The following is an 18,009-nucleotide window of genomic DNA, read 5'->3' on the forward strand; positions in this document are numbered from 1 at the left end:
ATTTTGCATGGCAACATATGCAACCGCTTCGGCTTGGGTTTCCTGATAAGCTCGTGGCCGATCTTTAAAGGCTGATTTTAATGCGTGTAGCTGGCTATGCGCATATTCGTGATATAACGTCTTTAGTTTCAAAGCATTGTCGGGCTCACCGCTAGCTTGTGACACGTCAAAGACGGGTAGATAACGGTATCCGACAATGGCGCGTTCATCGGTGGTATCAAGACGCTTTTGCTCGGCTGGTGTTAACTTCTTAATAATCGGGGCCGCAATCCGAATCGCTTTTGCGCCTCGTTTGACGGTGCGGTTAAGAGCCGTCTGCCATTGCTTAAAGCCCGCGACTTGAGTGGCTTGCGGATTTTGCACATAAATCAAATCAATGTTTCTGGCGCTATAATGATGAAATTTAGCCAGGGTATTAAGATACTGTTTAAATCGGTCACTATCGGTTAATTTTAGGATTTGTTGTTCGGCTTGGGCGACTAATTGTGCTTTCCAGGCTTTAACGTCTGCTTTACTCGGCATTGTCTACCCCTCCTCATTTTCAAAAATATCATTCAATATAGGGGCTACGTTGATTTGAATCGGGGTCGTGCCATAAAGGGCGATGTAGCCATCAGCTAATTTTTGCCAAGCCACTTGATAATAGGCTCCGTTACCAGTGATTTCTTTTAAATACTTGTAGGTTCCTTTTGGTGTGATTTTTTTATTTTGCACCCGACTTGAACTAGCATCACTAATATCATAAGCTTAAATTAGGAAATTATACGGATTCAACGATGATTGGGGGCGTTTTATGAAATTCTTTACGGCACACACCACTACCGCAAGTAAAATCGTGACGCTGATTTATATATTTTATCGGTTAATTGTCATTTTTATGTTAGGCAATAGCATTTATATGCAAGAATGGTCACACGTCGCTTTGTTAGTGCTGACATTAATTTTGTTTATGCTACCATATTTAATTGAAACTTATCTGCATATTAATATACCTAGTTTGCTAGAATTGATCGTAATCAGTTTTATTTTTAGCTCAACAGTGTTAGGTGAACTAAATGACTTTTATAGTCATATTCCAGTCTGGGACACAGCGTTACACGCACTAAATGGGTTTTTGGCTGCTGGAGTCGGTTTTTCGCTGATTTATTTGTTGAATGAAAATATAACGATTCTGAAATTAACACCGCTATTTATTGCGGTGACCACGTTTTGTTTTTCAATGACGGTCGGGGTTGCTTGGGAATTTGTCGAATTTTCAGCGGATCGTTGGTTGAATATGGATATGCAAAAGGATCGCATTGTGCGCCAAATCAATAGCGTGGATCTAGGCCAACGTAACAATAAAGTGGTCCAGCTGAAAGATATTCAACGAACGACGATTGAAAGTGAAACCGCTGATGGCAAAAAAGTGACTACTGTGATCCATAACGGCTATCTCGATGTTGGCGTGATCGATACTATGAAAGATCTATTCGTTAATTTTATTGGTGCGTTATTTTTCAGTATTTTTGGCTATTTATATATCGATCATGAACATAAACGATTTCAGTTTATTCGTAATTTTATTCCGACCAAACGGAAATGAATTTTCCAGTAAATAATAAGATAGAGGGTACGCGTGCAGACGCCCACTTTGTATATGGTTTATCAAAGGGACCAGGCAATCAAAAACTTTAAGCCAGAACCTTATTTTGAACTAAATGCGGAAATTTTAGCTAATCAGCAAAAATTCTTCGCAAAATTAGACCCCTATCAGCGATTTAAAGACGAAACAGGGCTAATGACATTCATGCAGGCTAAACACGTTCAGAAAGGCTCACAGGGCGGTTTAATCAAGGACGTCCAAAAGCAAGGCAAAAAACGAGCTAGTCCCCAACTATTCTCGCTATCTAGTCTCCAAAGTGCCATGAATAAACGTTATCACGCCAGCGCCAGCCAAACCTTAGCGGCTATTCAAAGCTTATACGAAGACAAACTGCTCAGTTATCCCCGCACCGATTGTGATTATATCACTGATGAAGAATTTGATTATTTAGTGGCTAATCTGACGAAGTATCTGGGCTTGGTCTCTAAGCCGGTCGCTTTAACCAATACCACTCCGAACAAACGCTATGTTGATGGGAAAAAAGTTGAAGAACACTATGCCATTATTATGACTAAAGTCGTGCCAACGAAAGAGAAGCTAGCCAGCTTGCCTAAATTACAGCAACAAGTCTATGACCTGGTTTTAAGGACGACGTTAGCGATGTTTGCTGATCCGTACGAGTACGAAGAAACCACCATTATTACCCAAGTTGGTGACGCCAATTTTAAAGCAACCGGTAAGGTCCCAACTAAGCAAGGTTGGCAAGCTTTATTTGATGATCACAAAGCTGACCAGCAAGAGGCAGCCACCCTACCGATTGTTCACCAAGGCGACCAAGTTCAAGCGAATCTGCAAACGCCGAAAAAAGAAACGACACCTCCGGTACCCTTTACCGAAGGGACATTAATTACGGCCATGAAGACCGCTGGCAAAACGCTTGATGATGAAGAAGCCCAGGCGATTCTCAAAGATGTGCAAGGCATTGGGACAAGTGCGACCCGGGCCAATGTGCTGGAAGTGTTAAAGAAACGCGGCTACTTAGTTACTGAAAAGAATAAGTTGCACGTCAGTGAAGCCGGAATCACTTTATGTAAAGCAGTCGAACTCGAACCCTTGCTAACTAGTCCAGAAATGACAGCTAAATGGGAGCAAGCGTTACAGCAAATCAGTACCGAAGAACGCACTCAGGATAATTTTTTGAGCCAAATCAAAAAGTTCGTGGCAAAGTTAATCGCTGATGTTCCCACGCAATTAACTGGCAGTGCAGCCATTAAACAACAAATTGATCATCAACAGCAAGCACAAAAGTCCGCCGAGGTGTTTTTAGAAACACCACAAGCAACTGTCATAAACAAACAAAAATTTTACATTGTGAAGCCTAAGCAAGGCGAGGACTTTACCCTACCCAAGAAATGGAGTAGCAAGACACTTGGTAAGACCGCGATTAAAGCGCTGGTCACCAAAGGGGAAACCAGCAAATTAAAGGGTTTCAAGAGCAAAAAGGGAAAGTCGTTTAACGCCAAGTTAAAGCTTGACGGCCATAAATTAAGTTTTGATTTTGATTAGAACCTGCCTACCGCCCTGCACTACGTTCCGGTTGGTGAACCCGTCATTTAGGTTCACTTTTACAACCCTAAAAGTAAACCTAAACAACGGGTGAGATTAGCAAAGCAAAGGAGATCATAAAATGGATAATAAATTAGCAGTTATTGGGAGTGAATTACCAGTTTTACAGGCTAAAGTAAATAGTGTGCCCAGAAAATCTTTTTCTATGAAATAACTTAGTCTGAATCGTCGTCACTACGACGTAATCATAATTCGACCGAGCTACCTTTTCACTGACAAGCTTATCAAACTACACTTTTGACTGAGCCATTGGAATTCAACAATTAGCGCAGCAACAATTCGGTGCCCTAAATATAGTTTTCTGAATGTTTTAACCATCAAAACTCATGTAGGCATTATTATCACACCTGATAATCCGCATCTAGGTTGCGTACTTTTAATGGCAAATATAGCACCCATTGAACACATATGTGTACATTTATCTTTACATTTTGATTACAAGTGCATGCCCCCATCTTCATGTCGGTTTCGAGTTTGGTGTTGCCGTTGCTTTTTCGTCATTGCCCACTCGGTCTCTTTTAAGCCACGTAGTTGCTGCTTTCTTAGATAGTCCGTGTTCTTCGCATATAAAATGGTTATTAAAGCTTCGTCCAAAATATTAGTCAGGTAGTTTTTCGGGCTAGTTGGGTAATAATTAATGGCCTGATAGTCCTTAATTTGGTCTTGCTTATATTGATCAAAGCGCATTGTCTGTTGTTTCAAACGGGTTTGCACCATTTCAATTTGTTGGTGATCCAACTTAGGATCTTGGCCACATTCGCCAATAAACAGTTGCCGGGTGCCATCATGTTTTAAGACCCGTTGCAGTCGATGATCCTGAATATCTTTTAATTCCATTTTACCTAACAGGTAATTTAAACCGGCTTGGTGTTGCTGACTAGTAAAGACTACCGGTGGCTGCTGTTGCAATTGACTAAGATCATTGGCGCTTAACGGCTTTAATTCTGGGTCATAGTAAACCACAGCGGTATAGATTTGCTCCTTGTCAATCGTCTCTAGCTTATCGAGGTCACTGTCCGGAAAAGCAGTCGTTAGAATGCTGTTGTATTGAGTTTGCACTACGGCTTTAACTTCCCGCATGACCCGTAAATTTTTCACCGCTTTAGAAATGAATTCGAGTTCGTTAGGTTGATAAGCGGCTAGCATGCCCCGATCAGTAGGCTTCAAATCGTCTAACTGGTGACCATGTTTGGCTAGCACCGTGGTTAATTGCTTCTCAATTGTTTGGGCCTGCTGATTAACTAACTGCCAGCTGGTATATGGCCGCTTGGTAAACGTCAATAATTGCTGGGTTAATAAGTCACTTCGAATATCCGCTAACCGTTCTGCCAATTCGCTACCCTTAAAAATCGTTTGTTCACTATTAGTTTCTTTAATCAGTTCCCGTCGTTCAGCTGCGGTTGTCTGTTCAAAATTAAGTTCCGGATAAAGCTTTTTCGTTGCTCGTTCCACCACTTTATTTAACAACTGGTTAGCTTGTGCTAGTGATGTCGTTTGCTGGTCAATAGTCAGCAGTTGTTTGGTTACATCTTCACCAATGGCATGTTTGATTAATAAGCTGTTTTTCCAATTAAACAGCATGCGCTGTTTATCATCTAAATGTTCTAAATCGACATAGGTTTTCAATTGCTGACTTAGATGACTAATTGTGTGTTTTTCAGAGAACGATAGCTCGTCAGTTAACGCGTCAAAATGTTCATGATTTCTTATCTTTTCGTCAAGATTATGATATTTAGCTTGGGCGCTTCTTTGTGCGCTAACTTGTTGATTAAATGCTTTTCGATTTTTTCTTTGGCTGTTAATGCCTTCGTGTTGGGTAGGTGTCTCTTGAATCCCTTGATCGACAAACGATTTTTCACTAATCCGATCCGGAATATTTTTTTGTGCTAAAGACTGATTAACACTTGTTGCCCAATTATGCCGCCACTCATTAATTTTTTCCTTTTTATCCCAATCAACCAACCAAATTTTTCTTTGTTTTGGAAACCCGCTTTTGGTTAAAAGTTGCTTGCCATTTTCATCTTTAATGTACTGCGTCTTTGCTTTTAATCCCCAACTACCATCGGGGTTAAATGGGCGATTGGTTAACATCACATGTGCATGCGGATTGTCTGGGTGATCGCGATGAATTGCTACGTCAGCTACCATACCTTGATCGACAAAATTTTCTTGCACATATTTTGTCAGTAATTCTTTCTGTTCGGATTCACTTAATTCTACCGGTAAAGCCACGTTAAATTCTTTTGCATACCGTGAGTTTGATTTACGATCGTTCTTTTCAACTTCATTCCATAATTGTTCTCGATTACTGGCCCATTCTGGTGCATTTTCGGGAGTTAAAATAAAGCTTTCTGGCATAACCGATCGGGCATAAAAATAGTGGCGGCCTTCTTGATTATCAAATAATTTTTCACCACTTCTATAAGCGGCACTGGCAATAGCACTGCGTCCTTTACCAGCACTAATATTACTAAAACTCATATGAAATATTGCCATGTTAGTCACCTCTTTACTTTGATTCTATGGGCTTGACTTTGTTGTCGCCATTGGCGACTTCTAATACAGTATTTTGGGGTTAGTACAACATAGAATTCATTCTATGTGTAAGTGCGCATTGACCTCGTTTCACTCGGTCTGCTGATTCTCCTGAATTTATTTTTAGTGTATGCCTTCCGCTTCGCTATTTCAACTTTTATACTTTGACTTAACGTTTCCTATATGATATAGTTTCGGTGATTATTTCTAATATGATTTGAGGGATCGTTATGTCTAAAAGTAACTTAGAAAAACAAGAAGCTAAATTAAAAGCCCTTAATCAAAAAATTAAGGACGAAAAAAATAAGATTGAACAACGGCTAGGTAAACAAATCATCAGTCAAGCCAATTTAGATTATGCTAATTTGTCTAACGATCAGATTAAGCTTTTAGCTAAGCAATTTTCTGAATTTTTAAAGGTAAAGTCCGTAGATCATTAGCCATACGAGATGGGGAAATTCCATGTCTAATCAATATGAAAAACTAGTCGAGCAGCAAGCGCGTTTAAAACAAAAAATTGATCGGGAAGATTTTAAATTACGACAATCTAAATACTATGAAAATCGACAAGCCCGCAAAGCCCGTTCTCGCCGATTAATTCAAAAAGGGGCTTTGCTAGAAAAATACTTTCAAGCTGATAATCTCTCGGTTGAACAAACCGAAGAGCTTTTAAAAATATTTGCCGATTACGTTAATGTCCATAAACCAAATAAACTCAAAAACGATCAACCTAATAACTAGGCCGATCGTTTTTATTTTCAGGATTGTGTTTAGCAAAGTCTTTTAACTGTTTTTGAATTCTTTGTGTAAGCTCTGCTTTACTTTCTTTGTGCTTCCTTTTACTTGATCGCTGTTGAATTATCTTTTGACCCTTACCTCTTCTTTTTGATTTTAGGTCAAGCGTAAAATCTGAAATTTTATTTTGATCTAGCTTACTTAAATGACCGATTTCTTTAAAGTTTAAACCGGCTTTGGGAAAGCGATAAATATTACCAAGATCGACCCAGGAAGGTTTCTTCAACCCAGCGGATTGCCAATTTTGAATCGGATAATATTGTTGCTTGATATAAGCCGACTTCTTTTCATACTGACTAGTAATTTTAAAAGCTTCGACCTTCTGTTCTGATACCCGACGAATTAAAACTGGCCGAGACTTGCCACCGTTAGTTTCTACAAAACTAACGTATAGGCTGACTAAGTCATTAGTCCTCATCTGGATCGTTGAGCCAATCAGCGACCTCTTTAGCGTCTTTGAACTCGGTGACTGGTGTCCCTTCGGTCGCCTTTAAAAAGCGTAAATTAGCTCTTTCTTCTTCGCTTAAAGACGCATTAAAAGGTAAAGCACCATTAGCAACAATCCGCTTGTAAAACATGTTAATGGCCGTGGTTGGATTTAAGCCCAATTCGCTTAAAATTGCTTCGGTATCATCGGCCAAATCTTTATCAATCTTGACTTGGACCCGTTTCTTTTCCTTAACTGCCATGATTGTCTCATCTCCTTTTTTGCTACTACCATTATACTACCTTTTGAGTACCTTATCAATAGATAAAGCCTTGGCCTCAAATCACTTGAGCTTGGCGTTGATCTAAAGGCTGAACTTTTTAGTTAGCCTGGTTAGCTCTGACACTCATTTAAAAGCCCCTATTCTTCTGTTTAAGCCATTTAACTCTAGCTTAAGTAAGTATAAATTAGGTTAGTAAGTCTTAAAATCGCTTAGAAAGGATTTTGTAGCCTTTTAGGGCTAGTAGTACAACCCACTGTTATCGTTGTCGGCCGGCTTTTCTTCTTCGGGGTGTTTGGCCGCATATTCTCTAGCCGCTTGTTTATTCCACCAAACGCCAAATAGGTTTTGCATGGTGCCGTATAAGTAGTTCTCAACATTCTTGATGTGCTTCTCATTGCTTCTCAGGGCGTTAAAGTAGCGTCTCAAGGCTTTAGTCATTAAAGGTTTCAGTTCCTCATCATCAAGTGGGATTATGACACCAATATCTTTGTGATCTTTCTCAACTCGGTACTTAGCATTTAAGATAATGCCAATGAAGCGCCGCATTTGTTGCGGAGTGCGGCACCAAAAACTGAGCAGCTGAATGGCTTCGGGTTCTAAGAAGACTTCCCAGCCACTTTCTGAATCCGTTAAGAACTCATCAGCATGTTTTACTAAATCCCGATTTTGGATTTCTATTTCAGCTGGTGAAAAGTTAGCTGTGGAAAAATTTAACTTTTGAGTATCTATCTTGTATCTATCTTTATCTTTTTCTTTAGGTTCTTTATATAGATTAACTGCACTTTTTGCAGTTCCGCTTGTAGCAAGGGTTTGAGACACTTTTGGGCTATCTTCACCGCGTAAATAGACATCGGTTGCTTTCACATCGAGCTTGGACAGATATAAGCGATTCGGTTCATTCTTTTTTGTTTTTGGGTTAAAGCCCAGTTGTTTTTGCATCAGCAAATGAGCGGATTCGAGTTCTTTTTTAATTTTGACGACTTTTTGATTATGGCAAGGCAAATTACAAGTTTAATCCGAACAAGCCCGGAATCTTTCAATGGCAGTCTGTTGATGATGTATTTTTAATGGTCGTTGATTAATTAGTTCAAGTGCTGCTAGGATCTCATCAGTCGTTACTTGGCTAAAATTGGTCTTTTTCGGGAAGAACCAGCGTAACCGTCTATTAAAATATTCATTGGAACCTCGCTCCCATGGTGAATATGGATGGCAAAAATAAACTTTGATCTGATAATCCTGTTCTAAGGCCTGATAATTGGCAAACTCTTTACCATGATCAACAGTAATGGATTTTGCTTGGGGACCGAAGGCCCCCATAAACTTGCCAAAGGCGGTGTTTAGAGCCTTAGCCGTTCTATTAGGGGCTTTGATGGCCCATAGAAGTCGAGTCTTACGTTCTACGAATGTAACCAGACATGATCGTAACTCACTTCGACTAGAAAGCACCGTATCTACTTCCCAATGACCAAAAGCTAACCGTTGATTAACAGTTGTTGGCCGTTGTTCGATGAAAGTCCCACTTGTAAATTTCCCACGATTTTCGCTCACTCGGTGCTGGCGGACATTCCGATTGGGTAGATCAGTCAATTTGAAGGGGAGCCAGCCACGATTAAGCCAATTATAAATTGACGCAGTGCTCAAGTTATAAGCGGCCGCAATGGTTTCTGGTGACCAGGTTAATCGTAAGTGATTGGTAATTAAAGTCGCTAATGCTGCCGTCAGCATCGAACGACGACCGCAATTCCGCCTTTTGCGATCTGCATCTTGCTGAGCTAATTCTGGATCATAAGGTTTAACCCGGTCCAACTCATAGCTAATCGTAGCTTTGGCGACGCCTAAGGCGTCAGCCATTACTTGGTAAGATTTATTCCCCTCATTGACCAGTTGTGCTAGTGCGCCACGTTGAAAACGTGATAAAGTAGATGTACCCAAAGTAATCACTCCCTATATTGGTTGGAATTAGCTACTACCATTGTAAGTGATTGCTTTGGGCTTTTTAATTTCTGTTCAGATTAATTATAGAATTTGCCAACTATTAAGTTGGCCACATCAGGAACATATGTTCCCTTTGACTGACTATAGTTTACCGCACTTCCTAAAGTTTGCCAAGATATTTTTGTGAGTTCCCCAACAAACCACCAAACTAACAATACCCTCACACAGCAACAAGCCTATTCTAGATATATACCTATGGCAATTGATAGCAGCACTTTTCACCCCGTTCTTCTTCTCGTCTCCATTCCCCACGGTGGCTCTGAATCACCACTCACCGCTTGTATCTCAGTTAAAGTACCAACTGTTGGCTCATAAACATTTTTGCTTACAGTTGGCATTAGTGTCGTTAAATACCCTGTCCACGCTTTACTTTGAGCCTGACGGCTCACCATAGCCGACTTAAATAACATGGTCACCGTCGTCAATAAAGTTGGCTGGTTACCACGCTGCACCCGCTTCAATTGCGAAGTTGCTTGTAGTTGCTTCATAACCCGATTCAAACTCGCCGGAGAAATCCCTAATTCAGCTTGAATTTGACGCGTTGACATGGCAACCGAAGCGGCAGAACCACCCATTCGATTAATCAATGCAAGCACATCGTTACGCCATTCGTGGGCATGACTGTATTGTCGTTCGGCACGCGGCTTAGCAAATTTATGCCAGCCAATCCCAGCAACAACTTTACCTGAAAAATTAGGCACCCATTGATCCAATAGTCCTTGAACATAACTCAGTGCTGCCCCCCGATAGTTACCTGAATAGGCGTCTCTCACGCACTGTACAACTTCGCGATCGGCCAACGGATCATGTAGATTTGAATTGAAGACGTCAAGCACGTCTCTCGCACGTTGTTGCGAGATTTTTGACTGATACATCGCTAAAGCTAACGTCAAAACCGTGTTGTGACGGGCTAAACCTTGACCTGATTTGACTGTTGTCACTTTCAATAAGGCTTTAAACCAAGCTTGGTCAACCTGCCGACCTTCATCTGGGGCTAGAGAAATCACCTGTCGTTTATCCGGCTTCGTAACCGGAACTTGGGCAGCATAATATTGTGACCACTTCATCAGAGCGCTCACCTGGACCAACATATGTGCATCAAAAAAGACTAGATTGTCTTGCCGGGGAATTCGAAAAATTCCAAAGTTATTGCAGCCGACATCGACCCCTGCCACTCGTTTTTGAATCCATTGCCGCACAAAACTCGACATTTTTTGGGCTGCTTTTAAGACTGGAAACTGACCGCGTGTTTTCCGCAAAAACATAGGCTGATCAAAAACGTAGTAGATATGGAATCCCTTCGTAGTCCGCAAAATCATCGTGGGAATGAATAAGTCAGCAACGGTTACGGCCCCCAAGACCTCTTGCTCACGCGCGTCTCGTTCTTGTGCGTCGGCAAAATCAATATCAACGACCAAGGTATTAATCTGAGCTAAGTTAGCTTCCCGGTGTCCCCGAACACTCGACCGATTTTGCGTATAGCCAAGCCAGCTGAATGTATTGGGCGTCCAGTGAGTCATACGATCGGCGATGGCGTCAAGTGCTTCAAAAGAGGTGATAACCACACCATGTGCTTTTTGCATTGAATCTTTACTGCTGAAGAGCGCAATGGCCCCTTTTTTTGTAGGAGTTTCCATCACTTGTCCGGCAATATTAGAACGACTATTTTTAACTTTATAGGTATGTAATGAATCGTGTAATACCAGCTTTTGTGCAGTCTGAACCGTCTTTAAATCGTACATGGTGAGCTCACCTCCTTTCAAAATAAACACCTAAGTTAGCTTAATAGAAATGACATAGAAACCGAAAAAGCGCAGACAAAAAAGCAACTTAGCGTTATGCCAAGTTGCTTAAGGTGGACGTAGTCCGACTACCCCCGAATAAACTTTTAAATTTTTAAATTACCGCCTACGGATCTAATTAACTAGATCCAGTGAATTTGCACAGAAGTCGCTCACCACACGTGTCCCCTTTGTTTTTACCCGGCAGCTTGTCCCCTACCGTTTTGAAATCACACCATTCTCGACATCTTACCATTTTGCTGGTATAATCTCTTTAGTTGAATGAAAAAGATTTTTTTGTCGAGTGCTTCCCAATTGCCGTTGGGTGGCGCTTTTCTTTTATTTAAGGTAACCATACACCATAACAAAGAAAATGTAAACAAAAACATCAAAAGTATACTTTTGATGTTTTTTAGTATATTAATCCACAAATCCACGAGTATACTAATGTAAAAGTATAAGAGTATATTAGTATACTTTTATATTAGTATACTTTTGATAAAAAAGCTTGATTTCAGGTTTCAATATGGTATACTATATTTGTAGCAGAAGTATACTTATGAGAGAAGTGTTATCAATGACGTACGTAATCGCTTTAAGCAACCAAAAAGGGGGCGTTGGCAAGACGACCAATAATGTGATGTTCGCAATCACTCTTGCCACCGTTTTCCATAAAAAGGTTTTACATATTGATATGGATCTCCAAGCAAACAGTACATTCATGCTCGGTATGACCTTTAATAAATCAAATTGGCCCGCTTCTATAACAAGATGCTTAAATGATAAGGATCTAAGTAAGGGAATCACGCATCTAACAGAAAATCTAGATGCCATTGCAGGAGATTCTGATTTTCGAAACTGGGGCACATGGGTAGCCGACCATATAAAGGGTGTCCACGAACGAACCTTTTACTTCAAAAAATTACTAGATAAAATCAAAGACGACTATGACTTTATTTTTATAGACACTCCACCAGCAACAGATATAAAAGTCGACAACATAATGGTTGCAACTGACTATGTAATTGTTGTGCAAGAAACCAAGAGATTCGCATTTGAGGGTTCAAAGGAACTAACCAACACTTATCTTCAAACTCTATACGATGACTTCAGCGACGAGATTAATGTTCAGGTCGCGGGAATACTGTTAGTCATGCTTGACAAAACTCACACGGTTGAACAGCTCATTGTTGATAAGACCGTTAAATATTTTGGTAAACAGAATATATTCAATGCCATTATCAAAAGTCACTTACGCCTTGAAAATTATGGTGAATACGGAGTTCAGTTTGAAGACTACCACGATCGTGCTATGTTCGCACTCTTTTCCGATCTTTACGCGGAATTAATGGAAAGAATAGACCAATTCGAAAGTAAAGGAGATATTGCTGACGATTATGTCTACACGCCAAAATATCTCAATGGCAAAAAACTAACACCACTTGGAAAGGAGATAAGTGCTGATGGCCTTGATTAAAAAAGATGCTGATCACTTCGAAGTGAACATAAAAAAAACAGTCGATGATTCCAGAGATGAACAAAAAACTACTAAATACTCCGCAGCGGACAGAAAAAGCCTAAGGGTCGATCCACCTGTTTTTGACACGATAAAGAGTCTAGCTTACATTAAAGACGTGAAAATGTATGAACTTGTAGAAAGTGCTGTTGAGGCATATAAGCAAAACACGCTTTCAGATAGAGAGAGAGAAATCTTCGACAGCATTTATCAGAGAAAACAGTCATAAGTATACTAGTGCAAAAGTATACTTATGATAATTGGCCTATAATCACTGATAAACAAGCATTTTAAAAAGTATACTAGTCGCTAAATATACTTTTCCACTAGTATACTTTTTCTGATTCCATAGATTAAACTATAGGTAGATTGCAAATTTAATCCGAATTTTTGGACAAATTTGTCAGCATAACCTGATACGGTGTTTGCCAGTCGAGTATTTTAAGCGGTCGCTGGTTAATTTGGAGTAACGTCGTCGTTAAATCTTGAGCACTAATGTGTTCAAAACGAGTCCCTTTAGGATAAAAATAACGTAAATTCCGATTAAAGCGTTCATTACTACCACGTTCGGCTGGCGTATAAGCATGGCAGTAATAGGTCTTAATACCATATTGTGATTCAAGTGATACTAGCCCACTAAACTCAGTGCCACGGTCCACAGTAAAGCTGTGCACCGGACCATTAAAAGTGGTTAGGAACTTAGTTAGTGCTTCATTAACAGTCACTGTCGTCCGATCTTTTAACCGGTATGCCCAAAGGAACCGTGATTTTCGATCGATTAAAGTTAATAAAACTGCCTTACTATACCCACGAGGACCAACGACTGTATCTAGTTCAAAATCGCCGATGCGATTACGTTGATTAATCATCATGGGACGCTGTTCAATTGATCGCCCCAAAGATTGATTATATTTGGATCGTTGGTCAACGTTACGCCGTTGGCGTACGCCATGTTCAGGTAGATCATTCAAGGAGAAATCAATTCTCCCCTGATTTAGCCAATTATAAATAGATTTAGTAGCTAGTTTAAATTCGTGAGCAACCATTTACGTCTAAGCTGGCCCAAAAAAATCATATTAATATTGGTCAGAATACAATTGAGGAAGTCAAGAAAAGTTATCAGTTTGATGATTTGGCTTCGTTCTTGGCAGTTTATTATCCAGCATTGGCTGTGTTACAAACTGAACAGGATTTTTATGATTTGGCCTATGCCTACCTATTAAAAGCAAAAGATAATCATGTTCATCACGTTGAATTATTTTTTGACCCCCAGGCGCATACCAGTCGTGGGATCAGCTTTGAAACGGTTATTAATGGATTTTATCGGGCAACTCAGGATGCCAAGAGTTTCGGTGTTGATGCGCAATTAATTATGTGCTTTTTGCGGGACTTTTCTAAAGAATCTGCCCGGCAAACGTTGTTGGAAGCCAAGAAACATCGTGACAAGATTCTTGGAATCGGGTTGGATTCTGACGAGCATCATAATCCACCAATGAAGTTTGCGACTCATTTTGAAAACGCCGTGTCTCAGGGATATCATATTACGATGCATTGTGATATTGACCAGGTTGACTCGATTGATCATATTAAGCAGGCACTAGAAGTCATTGGGGTTGAGCGACTGGATCACGGAACTAATATTGTTGAAAATTCTGATCTGGTTGACTTTGTTAATCAAAAACAGATCGGTATGACCACTTGTCCGAAGTCGAACAGTTTCGTCAGTGCTGATATGAAGGGTAAAGAAATTACCGATTTGTTGGCCAAAGGAATTGAAGTTAGCGTCAATTCCGATGATCCGGCATACTTTGGTGGCTATATTTCCGAAAATTATTGGGCCCTTGCTGAAGCATATGATTTATCAGTCGACCAAGTTGTACAAATTGCCAAAAATTCATTTAACAGCTCGTGGATCAGTGATCAACAAAAACGGAATTATATTCAAGAAATTGATGATTTTGTTGCCAACTATGATTTTGAGAGGGAAACTGTTTAGCTGAACAAAATAGAGTGGGCCAGCAAGCGATTAGACTCCAGAATATAAGTGGGTCTAGAATTTTTGGTGTTGGAAAGTATTTCCATTCCAAAAGTACTAGGCTCTAATTTAAAAGGCTGTTCGTCAAATCAAGTTGATGGCGGTTCAAGTTAACAGTTAGACCATAAATGGTCTAGCTGTTTTTTTATTTGGCTGATGAGCTTGCTCGAAGCCAAAACATTTGAATATTTATACGTTCAGTAAAGTTGTTCCAACTACGATATCCATAGGCACTACTTTTTATCTTTTTTATTCTTCCAATGATTCCCTCTAAAAATCCGTTGGAATATTTAAGCTTCAGTGCATTTAATACTTGTTTACGATATTTTCTTAATGATGTCATTGTTTGATCCATAGCGGTATTGAGTGGATGATAATTGAGTAGTATCTGATTCATTGTATCAGTATTGCCTGTTCTAATAGCCTTTAAAATATCTTGATATACTTCGTAGGACTTGGCGAAACCTTCGTCCAAATCTAAACACTTTGTGATTAAATTTAGATCCGTTTCATAATAACCAACACTGTACTGATACTTAGGGTTTATCTTTTCGATGGAATCGAATGATTCCAAGAATTTTTTCCAATCTCTCTTCATGAACAAGTATTCTTTACTTCTTTTAGGCATTCGTTTCATTACCTGTATTCTAGTTGAATTGAGAGAACGATTCATCATCTGAACGATATGAAATCTATCAACAACGACTTTGGCCTTTGGAAACAACTTTGGTACTAAATTAATGTATCCGGCATTTAAATCCAAAGAAATAGTTTTTACCTGTCTTCTGACTTTCAAAGGAAATCGACTGAAGTATTTACTGATTTGATATGAAGTTCTTCTGGGCAAGATATCACCCGTACGATGATTATCGCTATCTAACCAAATAAAGCTCATTTTGTCAGTAGACATAAATTCATCAAATGCCATGTGCTTAGGAAGATGTTCAGGAAGTGATTTCTTGTGCATCTTGGCTTCTTCATCGATGATACGTTGAACGGTCTTATCGGAGACGTTAAAACGTCTGCCGATATCCTTCAATGATGTATTAAAAGCAGTTTCTGATAAGATCATTTGTCTAACAGGTTGTGCGATTTGACAATATTCCCAAACATAACTAGTTTTGGCTACAAAGATAGAGTTACAAGATTTACATTTATACTTTTGACGTTTCAGACTTATATACGTTGGACGTAATGATAATGATGGAACGACTATCATATTTTTATTAAATCCATTCTTAACTAAGTGGCCTGCAAGGCCACAGTTAAGACAACGGTCAATCTGTTTAGTTAGCATTGCAAAATAGACTAAGGACTTGATGCCATTAACTAACATAAATTTTGGGTCTTCAGTAAAGATAATATTCTCATCTTTCATTTCAAGAGCGTTTCGTATAGACTTATTACTTAGGGACATCATTCAAATTCCTTTCATTGTGAAGCTGTAGAGGGTAGAACATCTAAAGGTATGGATGGTGTCTTTTTGATGTTCTAAAATAGTTTTATTAATAAATGGTATACAAAAATAGAGTTGATGGCAAAATGCCTATCAACTCTATTTATCGTACAGCCATTTAAAAAGCCATTGATAATGGATCAAAAAGACCAATAGGGTATGCCCTATTGGTCTTTTTTATTTTTGTGCTATACTAGGAATTACAAGTGTTCATTAGAACTGTCCAAAAGGAGAATTGGAAATGGCTAAAATCGGTTATGCGCGTGTGAGTTCCAAGGAGCAACATTTAGATCGACAGTTAGCGGCTTTAAAAGACGTTGATAAATTATTTACGGATAAACTAAGTGGGGCGAATACTCAGCGGCCGGCTCTGCAAAAGCTGTTGACCTATATTCGCGATGGGGACATTGTCCTGGTCACGGAATTAGATCGCTTGGGACGGAATAATCAAGACCTAACTAAGATTATGAACACCATCCAAGCCAAGGGTGCTACCTTAGACGTCTTAAACTTACCCTCCATGACCGGAATAGCGGATCCCAACTTACGGCAACTGATGACCAACCTGATTATTGAACTCTATAAGTATCAAGCCGAAAGTGAACGGAAGCGGATTATTGATCGGCAGCAACAAGGCATTGCGCTAGCCAAACAACAGGGCAAGTATCATGGTCGCAGACCCCAATATACCCAAGACGATCCCCGCCTGCAGCATGCCTTTCAACTCTACCAAACCGGTATGAGTGACGCAGACATCGCCAGAACGACCGGCATTAAACGGACCACCTTTATTCGCTACCGGAAAAAGTATGGGGTTCAACGACCGGAACGATTCAAAAGTCATTAAGGGCGACTCCGGCAAGCTTTAGCCAGGGAATTTAAAATTTCATTTGCTCATTAACAGTTTGCTTTTGCTGGTAATTAAGAAGTAACGATTTAACCGCGACTTAATGACCTCAAAGCTTTAGTTATCTTGGTTGAAGGTGATGGGGCCAAATAACTTTCGAGTTAGGATACCTGCCGAAAATAAACTGATGATAATAATGATAATTTGGGCAATGCTGTCCTCTGACAAACTAGTATGAGACACAAAGGGCATTAGGAGAGCGTAAAATATCTTGTGTAAATGGTAGATTGTAAAATTAATCCGAACAGCGTTCGGATTAATTTTACAATCTACCTTTTATTTCTCAAAAAATTTTCAATTTATGTTTACAAATGTAAATTTAGTGTTGATTTTCTACGTTTACAGATGTAATCTTAAATTATTGAAAAGAAACATAACCGTTATTACCTAAGAGGAGGAAATGATATGGCACAAATACTTACAGTAGTAGTTGGAGTAATATTGATCGTTTTTATTGGTTGGTGGTTTTTTGGCAAACATAGTGAGAGTCAAGCAACTGCAGTTACAACGAAAGATGGTCAAACAGCTAAAGTGGTCGTCAACGGCGGCTTTAATCCAGCTGTTTTAAAAATAAAAAAAGATACCCCTGTAAAATTAGTCTTTAATCGGAAAGATTCAACGACCTGTCTTGAGAAAGTCGTTTTTCCAGACTTCGGAGTGGACGCCGAGTTGCCAATGAATCAAGACGTAGCGATTCCAATCGACACATCTAAAGCGGGTGAGTTCGAGTATTCATGTGGAATGCACATGTTTCATGGCAAGATCGTTATCAAATAACAAAGGAGCTAGGTTTATGCTTGGATTAAATAATAATAAAATCAATATCACGGTTGATGGCGGCTATTCGCCAAATAATTTCAAATTAAAAGCTGGTAAGCCAGCGGAGGTTACGTTTACGAGAGTCGCTGATAAGGGCTGCACGCAACAAGTCAAGTTCAACGGCGAATTATATGATCTACCACTCAATCAGCAGGTAACGGTTAGGTTTACACCTCAAAAAGGAAATTATGAATGGACGTGTGGTATGAACATGGTTAAGGGCAACTATCGCGTTAAATAATAACGCTC

Annotated in this window: 17 protein-coding genes and 3 pseudogenes; 10 read left to right on the forward strand and 10 right to left on the reverse strand. The window is 39.6% G+C overall.

The genetic code is table 11. The features are described 5' to 3' along the window. The coding region (locus LKACC16343_RS13340) for an ArdC-like ssDNA-binding domain-containing protein (RefSeq protein WP_222592808.1) at positions 1-522 on the reverse strand (522 nt) is incomplete at its 3' end. 3 nt (positions 523-525) lie between these two features. Continuing rightward, entirely contained in the window at positions 526-714 is a 189-nt protein-coding gene (locus LKACC16343_RS13345) for a hypothetical protein (RefSeq protein WP_206605314.1), read from the reverse strand. A gap of 79 nt (positions 715-793) precedes the next feature. Here LKACC16343_RS13345 and LKACC16343_RS13350 point away from each other — a divergent pair, with 79 nt between their 5' ends. Together LKACC16343_RS13350 and LKACC16343_RS13355 are read left to right on the forward strand one after the other, a co-directional pair. Continuing rightward, positions 794-1,585, forward strand: coding sequence for a DUF2238 domain-containing protein (locus tag LKACC16343_RS13350; protein ID WP_056950643.1), 792 nt, complete (start codon positions 794-796; stop codon positions 1,583-1,585). Between the two features lie 33 nt (positions 1,586-1,618). Further along, positions 1,619-3,151: a DNA topoisomerase gene (locus LKACC16343_RS13355; RefSeq protein ID WP_411762971.1), complete on the forward strand. Its 1,533-nt coding sequence runs from the start codon at positions 1,619-1,621 to the stop codon at positions 3,149-3,151. 495 nt (positions 3,152-3,646) lie between these two features. Here LKACC16343_RS13355 and mobQ read toward each other — a convergent pair whose 3' ends face one another. Next, positions 3,647-5,707: a MobQ family relaxase gene (mobQ, locus tag LKACC16343_RS13360; RefSeq protein ID WP_056950640.1), complete on the reverse strand. Its 2,061-nt coding sequence runs from the start codon at positions 5,705-5,707 to the stop codon at positions 3,647-3,649. A 269-nt stretch (positions 5,708-5,976) separates the two neighbouring features. Between mobQ and LKACC16343_RS13365 the strand changes: the two genes are divergently transcribed. Both LKACC16343_RS13365 and LKACC16343_RS13370 read left to right on the forward strand, forming a co-directional pair. Next, positions 5,977-6,186 carry a hypothetical protein gene (locus LKACC16343_RS13365; protein ID WP_054519259.1) on the forward strand — a complete coding sequence of 70 codons (210 nt, stop codon included), beginning with the start codon at positions 5,977-5,979 and terminating at the stop codon, positions 6,184-6,186. A 22-nt stretch (positions 6,187-6,208) separates the two neighbouring features. Continuing rightward, complete coding sequence (locus LKACC16343_RS13370; protein ID WP_056950637.1) at positions 6,209-6,487, forward strand: hypothetical protein; 279 nt, start codon at positions 6,209-6,211, stop codon at positions 6,485-6,487. On the opposite strand, the gene LKACC16343_RS13375 is transcribed toward LKACC16343_RS13370, so the two are convergent. The 5 genes and pseudogenes from LKACC16343_RS13375 to LKACC16343_RS13395 form a co-directional block, all read right to left on the reverse strand. Further along, on the reverse strand, positions 6,477-6,959 hold the full coding sequence (locus LKACC16343_RS13375; protein WP_056950634.1) for a hypothetical protein: 483 nt from the start codon (positions 6,957-6,959) through the stop codon (positions 6,477-6,479). The genes LKACC16343_RS13370 and LKACC16343_RS13375 overlap by 11 nt on opposite strands. Then, entirely contained in the window at positions 6,949-7,230 is a 282-nt protein-coding gene (locus tag LKACC16343_RS13380; protein WP_014564139.1) for a type II toxin-antitoxin system RelB/DinJ family antitoxin, read from the reverse strand. Before LKACC16343_RS13380 ends, LKACC16343_RS13375 begins: the two co-directional genes overlap by 11 nt. 258 nt (positions 7,231-7,488) lie before the next feature. After that, a pseudogene (locus LKACC16343_RS13385) lies at positions 7,489-8,247 on the reverse strand (replication initiator protein A); the annotation flags it as partial. A gap of 15 nt (positions 8,248-8,262) precedes the next feature. Continuing rightward, positions 8,263-9,183, reverse strand: a complete 921-nt coding sequence (locus tag LKACC16343_RS13390; RefSeq protein ID WP_056950631.1) for an IS30-like element ISLsa1 family transposase — start codon at positions 9,181-9,183, stop codon at positions 8,263-8,265. Positions 9,184-9,464: 281 nt separating this feature from the next. Continuing rightward, positions 9,465-10,988 carry a primase C-terminal domain-containing protein gene (locus LKACC16343_RS13395; RefSeq protein ID WP_056950628.1) on the reverse strand — a complete coding sequence of 508 codons (1,524 nt, stop codon included), beginning with the start codon at positions 10,986-10,988 and terminating at the stop codon, positions 9,465-9,467. Positions 10,989-11,604: 616 nt separating this feature from the next. Here LKACC16343_RS13395 and prgP point away from each other — a divergent pair. Both prgP and prgO read left to right on the forward strand, forming a co-directional pair. Next, on the forward strand, positions 11,605-12,504 hold the full coding sequence (gene prgP, locus LKACC16343_RS13400) for a ParA superfamily DNA segregation protein PrgP (RefSeq protein ID WP_042255042.1): 900 nt from the start codon (positions 11,605-11,607) through the stop codon (positions 12,502-12,504). Further along, the gene (gene prgO, locus LKACC16343_RS13405; protein WP_042255044.1) at positions 12,491-12,772 is read left to right on the forward strand and encodes a DNA segregation protein PrgO; all 282 of its coding nucleotides are present in this window, start codon (positions 12,491-12,493) and stop codon (positions 12,770-12,772) included. The genes prgP and prgO overlap by 14 nt, the downstream gene beginning before the upstream one ends. A 148-nt stretch (positions 12,773-12,920) precedes the next feature. Here prgO and LKACC16343_RS13410 read toward each other — a convergent pair. Next, positions 12,921-13,589: pseudogene (locus tag LKACC16343_RS13410) on the reverse strand (IS30 family transposase); the annotation flags it as partial. An 8-nt stretch (positions 13,590-13,597) separates the two neighbouring features. Here LKACC16343_RS13410 and add point away from each other — a divergent pair. Further along, a pseudogene (gene add / locus LKACC16343_RS13415) lies at positions 13,598-14,539 on the forward strand (adenosine deaminase); the annotation flags it as partial. Between the two features lie 184 nt (positions 14,540-14,723). Here the strand turns inward: add and LKACC16343_RS13420 are convergent. Next, positions 14,724-15,995 carry an ISL3 family transposase gene (locus LKACC16343_RS13420; protein ID WP_056950652.1) on the reverse strand — a complete coding sequence of 424 codons (1,272 nt, stop codon included), beginning with the start codon at positions 15,993-15,995 and terminating at the stop codon, positions 14,724-14,726. A gap of 280 nt (positions 15,996-16,275) precedes the next feature. Here LKACC16343_RS13420 and LKACC16343_RS13425 point away from each other — a divergent pair, with 280 nt between their 5' ends. The 3 genes from LKACC16343_RS13425 to LKACC16343_RS13435 all read left to right on the forward strand — a co-directional run bounded on the left by LKACC16343_RS13425 (position 16,276) and on the right by LKACC16343_RS13435 (position 18,001). Then, positions 16,276-16,881 carry a recombinase family protein gene (locus LKACC16343_RS13425; RefSeq protein ID WP_033615032.1) on the forward strand — a complete coding sequence of 202 codons (606 nt, stop codon included), beginning with the start codon at positions 16,276-16,278 and terminating at the stop codon, positions 16,879-16,881. 465 nt (positions 16,882-17,346) lie between these two features. Next, positions 17,347-17,718, forward strand: coding sequence for a cupredoxin domain-containing protein (locus LKACC16343_RS13430; RefSeq protein ID WP_032811339.1), 372 nt, complete (start codon positions 17,347-17,349; stop codon positions 17,716-17,718). Positions 17,719-17,734: 16 nt separating this feature from the next. Next, a complete protein-coding gene (locus LKACC16343_RS13435; protein WP_032811340.1) occupies positions 17,735-18,001 on the forward strand; it encodes a cupredoxin domain-containing protein in 267 nt (88 codons plus the stop codon). The last annotated feature ends 8 nt before the right edge of the window (positions 18,002-18,009 follow it).

The organism is Companilactobacillus bobalius, from assembly GCF_002179915.1.
GTDB lineage: Bacteria > Bacillota > Bacilli > Lactobacillales > Lactobacillaceae > Companilactobacillus > Companilactobacillus bobalius.

Bases quoted from the DNA above. Each gene is read 5' to 3' on its own strand.
- LKACC16343_RS13350 (WP_056950643.1), top strand. From the start codon at position 794: ATGAAATTCTTTACGGCACACACCACTACCGCAAGTAAAATCGTGACG.
- mobQ (WP_056950640.1), bottom strand. From the start codon at position 5,707: ATGGCAATATTTCATATGAGTTTTAGTAATATTAGTGCTGGTAAAGGA.
- LKACC16343_RS13365 (WP_054519259.1), top strand. From the start codon at position 5,977: ATGTCTAAAAGTAACTTAGAAAAACAAGAAGCTAAATTAAAAGCCCTT.
- LKACC16343_RS13370 (WP_056950637.1), top strand. From the start codon at position 6,209: ATGTCTAATCAATATGAAAAACTAGTCGAGCAGCAAGCGCGTTTAAAA.
- LKACC16343_RS13375 (WP_056950634.1), bottom strand. From the start codon at position 6,959: ATGAGGACTAATGACTTAGTCAGCCTATACGTTAGTTTTGTAGAAACT.
- LKACC16343_RS13380 (WP_014564139.1), bottom strand. From the start codon at position 7,230: ATGGCAGTTAAGGAAAAGAAACGGGTCCAAGTCAAGATTGATAAAGAT.
- LKACC16343_RS13395 (WP_056950628.1), bottom strand. From the start codon at position 10,988: ATGTACGATTTAAAGACGGTTCAGACTGCACAAAAGCTGGTATTACAC.
- prgP (WP_042255042.1), top strand. From the start codon at position 11,605: ATGACGTACGTAATCGCTTTAAGCAACCAAAAAGGGGGCGTTGGCAAG.
- prgO (WP_042255044.1), top strand. From the start codon at position 12,491: ATGGCCTTGATTAAAAAAGATGCTGATCACTTCGAAGTGAACATAAAA.
- LKACC16343_RS13420 (WP_056950652.1), bottom strand. From the start codon at position 15,995: ATGTCCCTAAGTAATAAGTCTATACGAAACGCTCTTGAAATGAAAGAT.
- LKACC16343_RS13425 (WP_033615032.1), top strand. From the start codon at position 16,276: ATGGCTAAAATCGGTTATGCGCGTGTGAGTTCCAAGGAGCAACATTTA.
- LKACC16343_RS13430 (WP_032811339.1), top strand. From the start codon at position 17,347: ATGGCACAAATACTTACAGTAGTAGTTGGAGTAATATTGATCGTTTTT.
- LKACC16343_RS13435 (WP_032811340.1), top strand. From the start codon at position 17,735: ATGCTTGGATTAAATAATAATAAAATCAATATCACGGTTGATGGCGGC.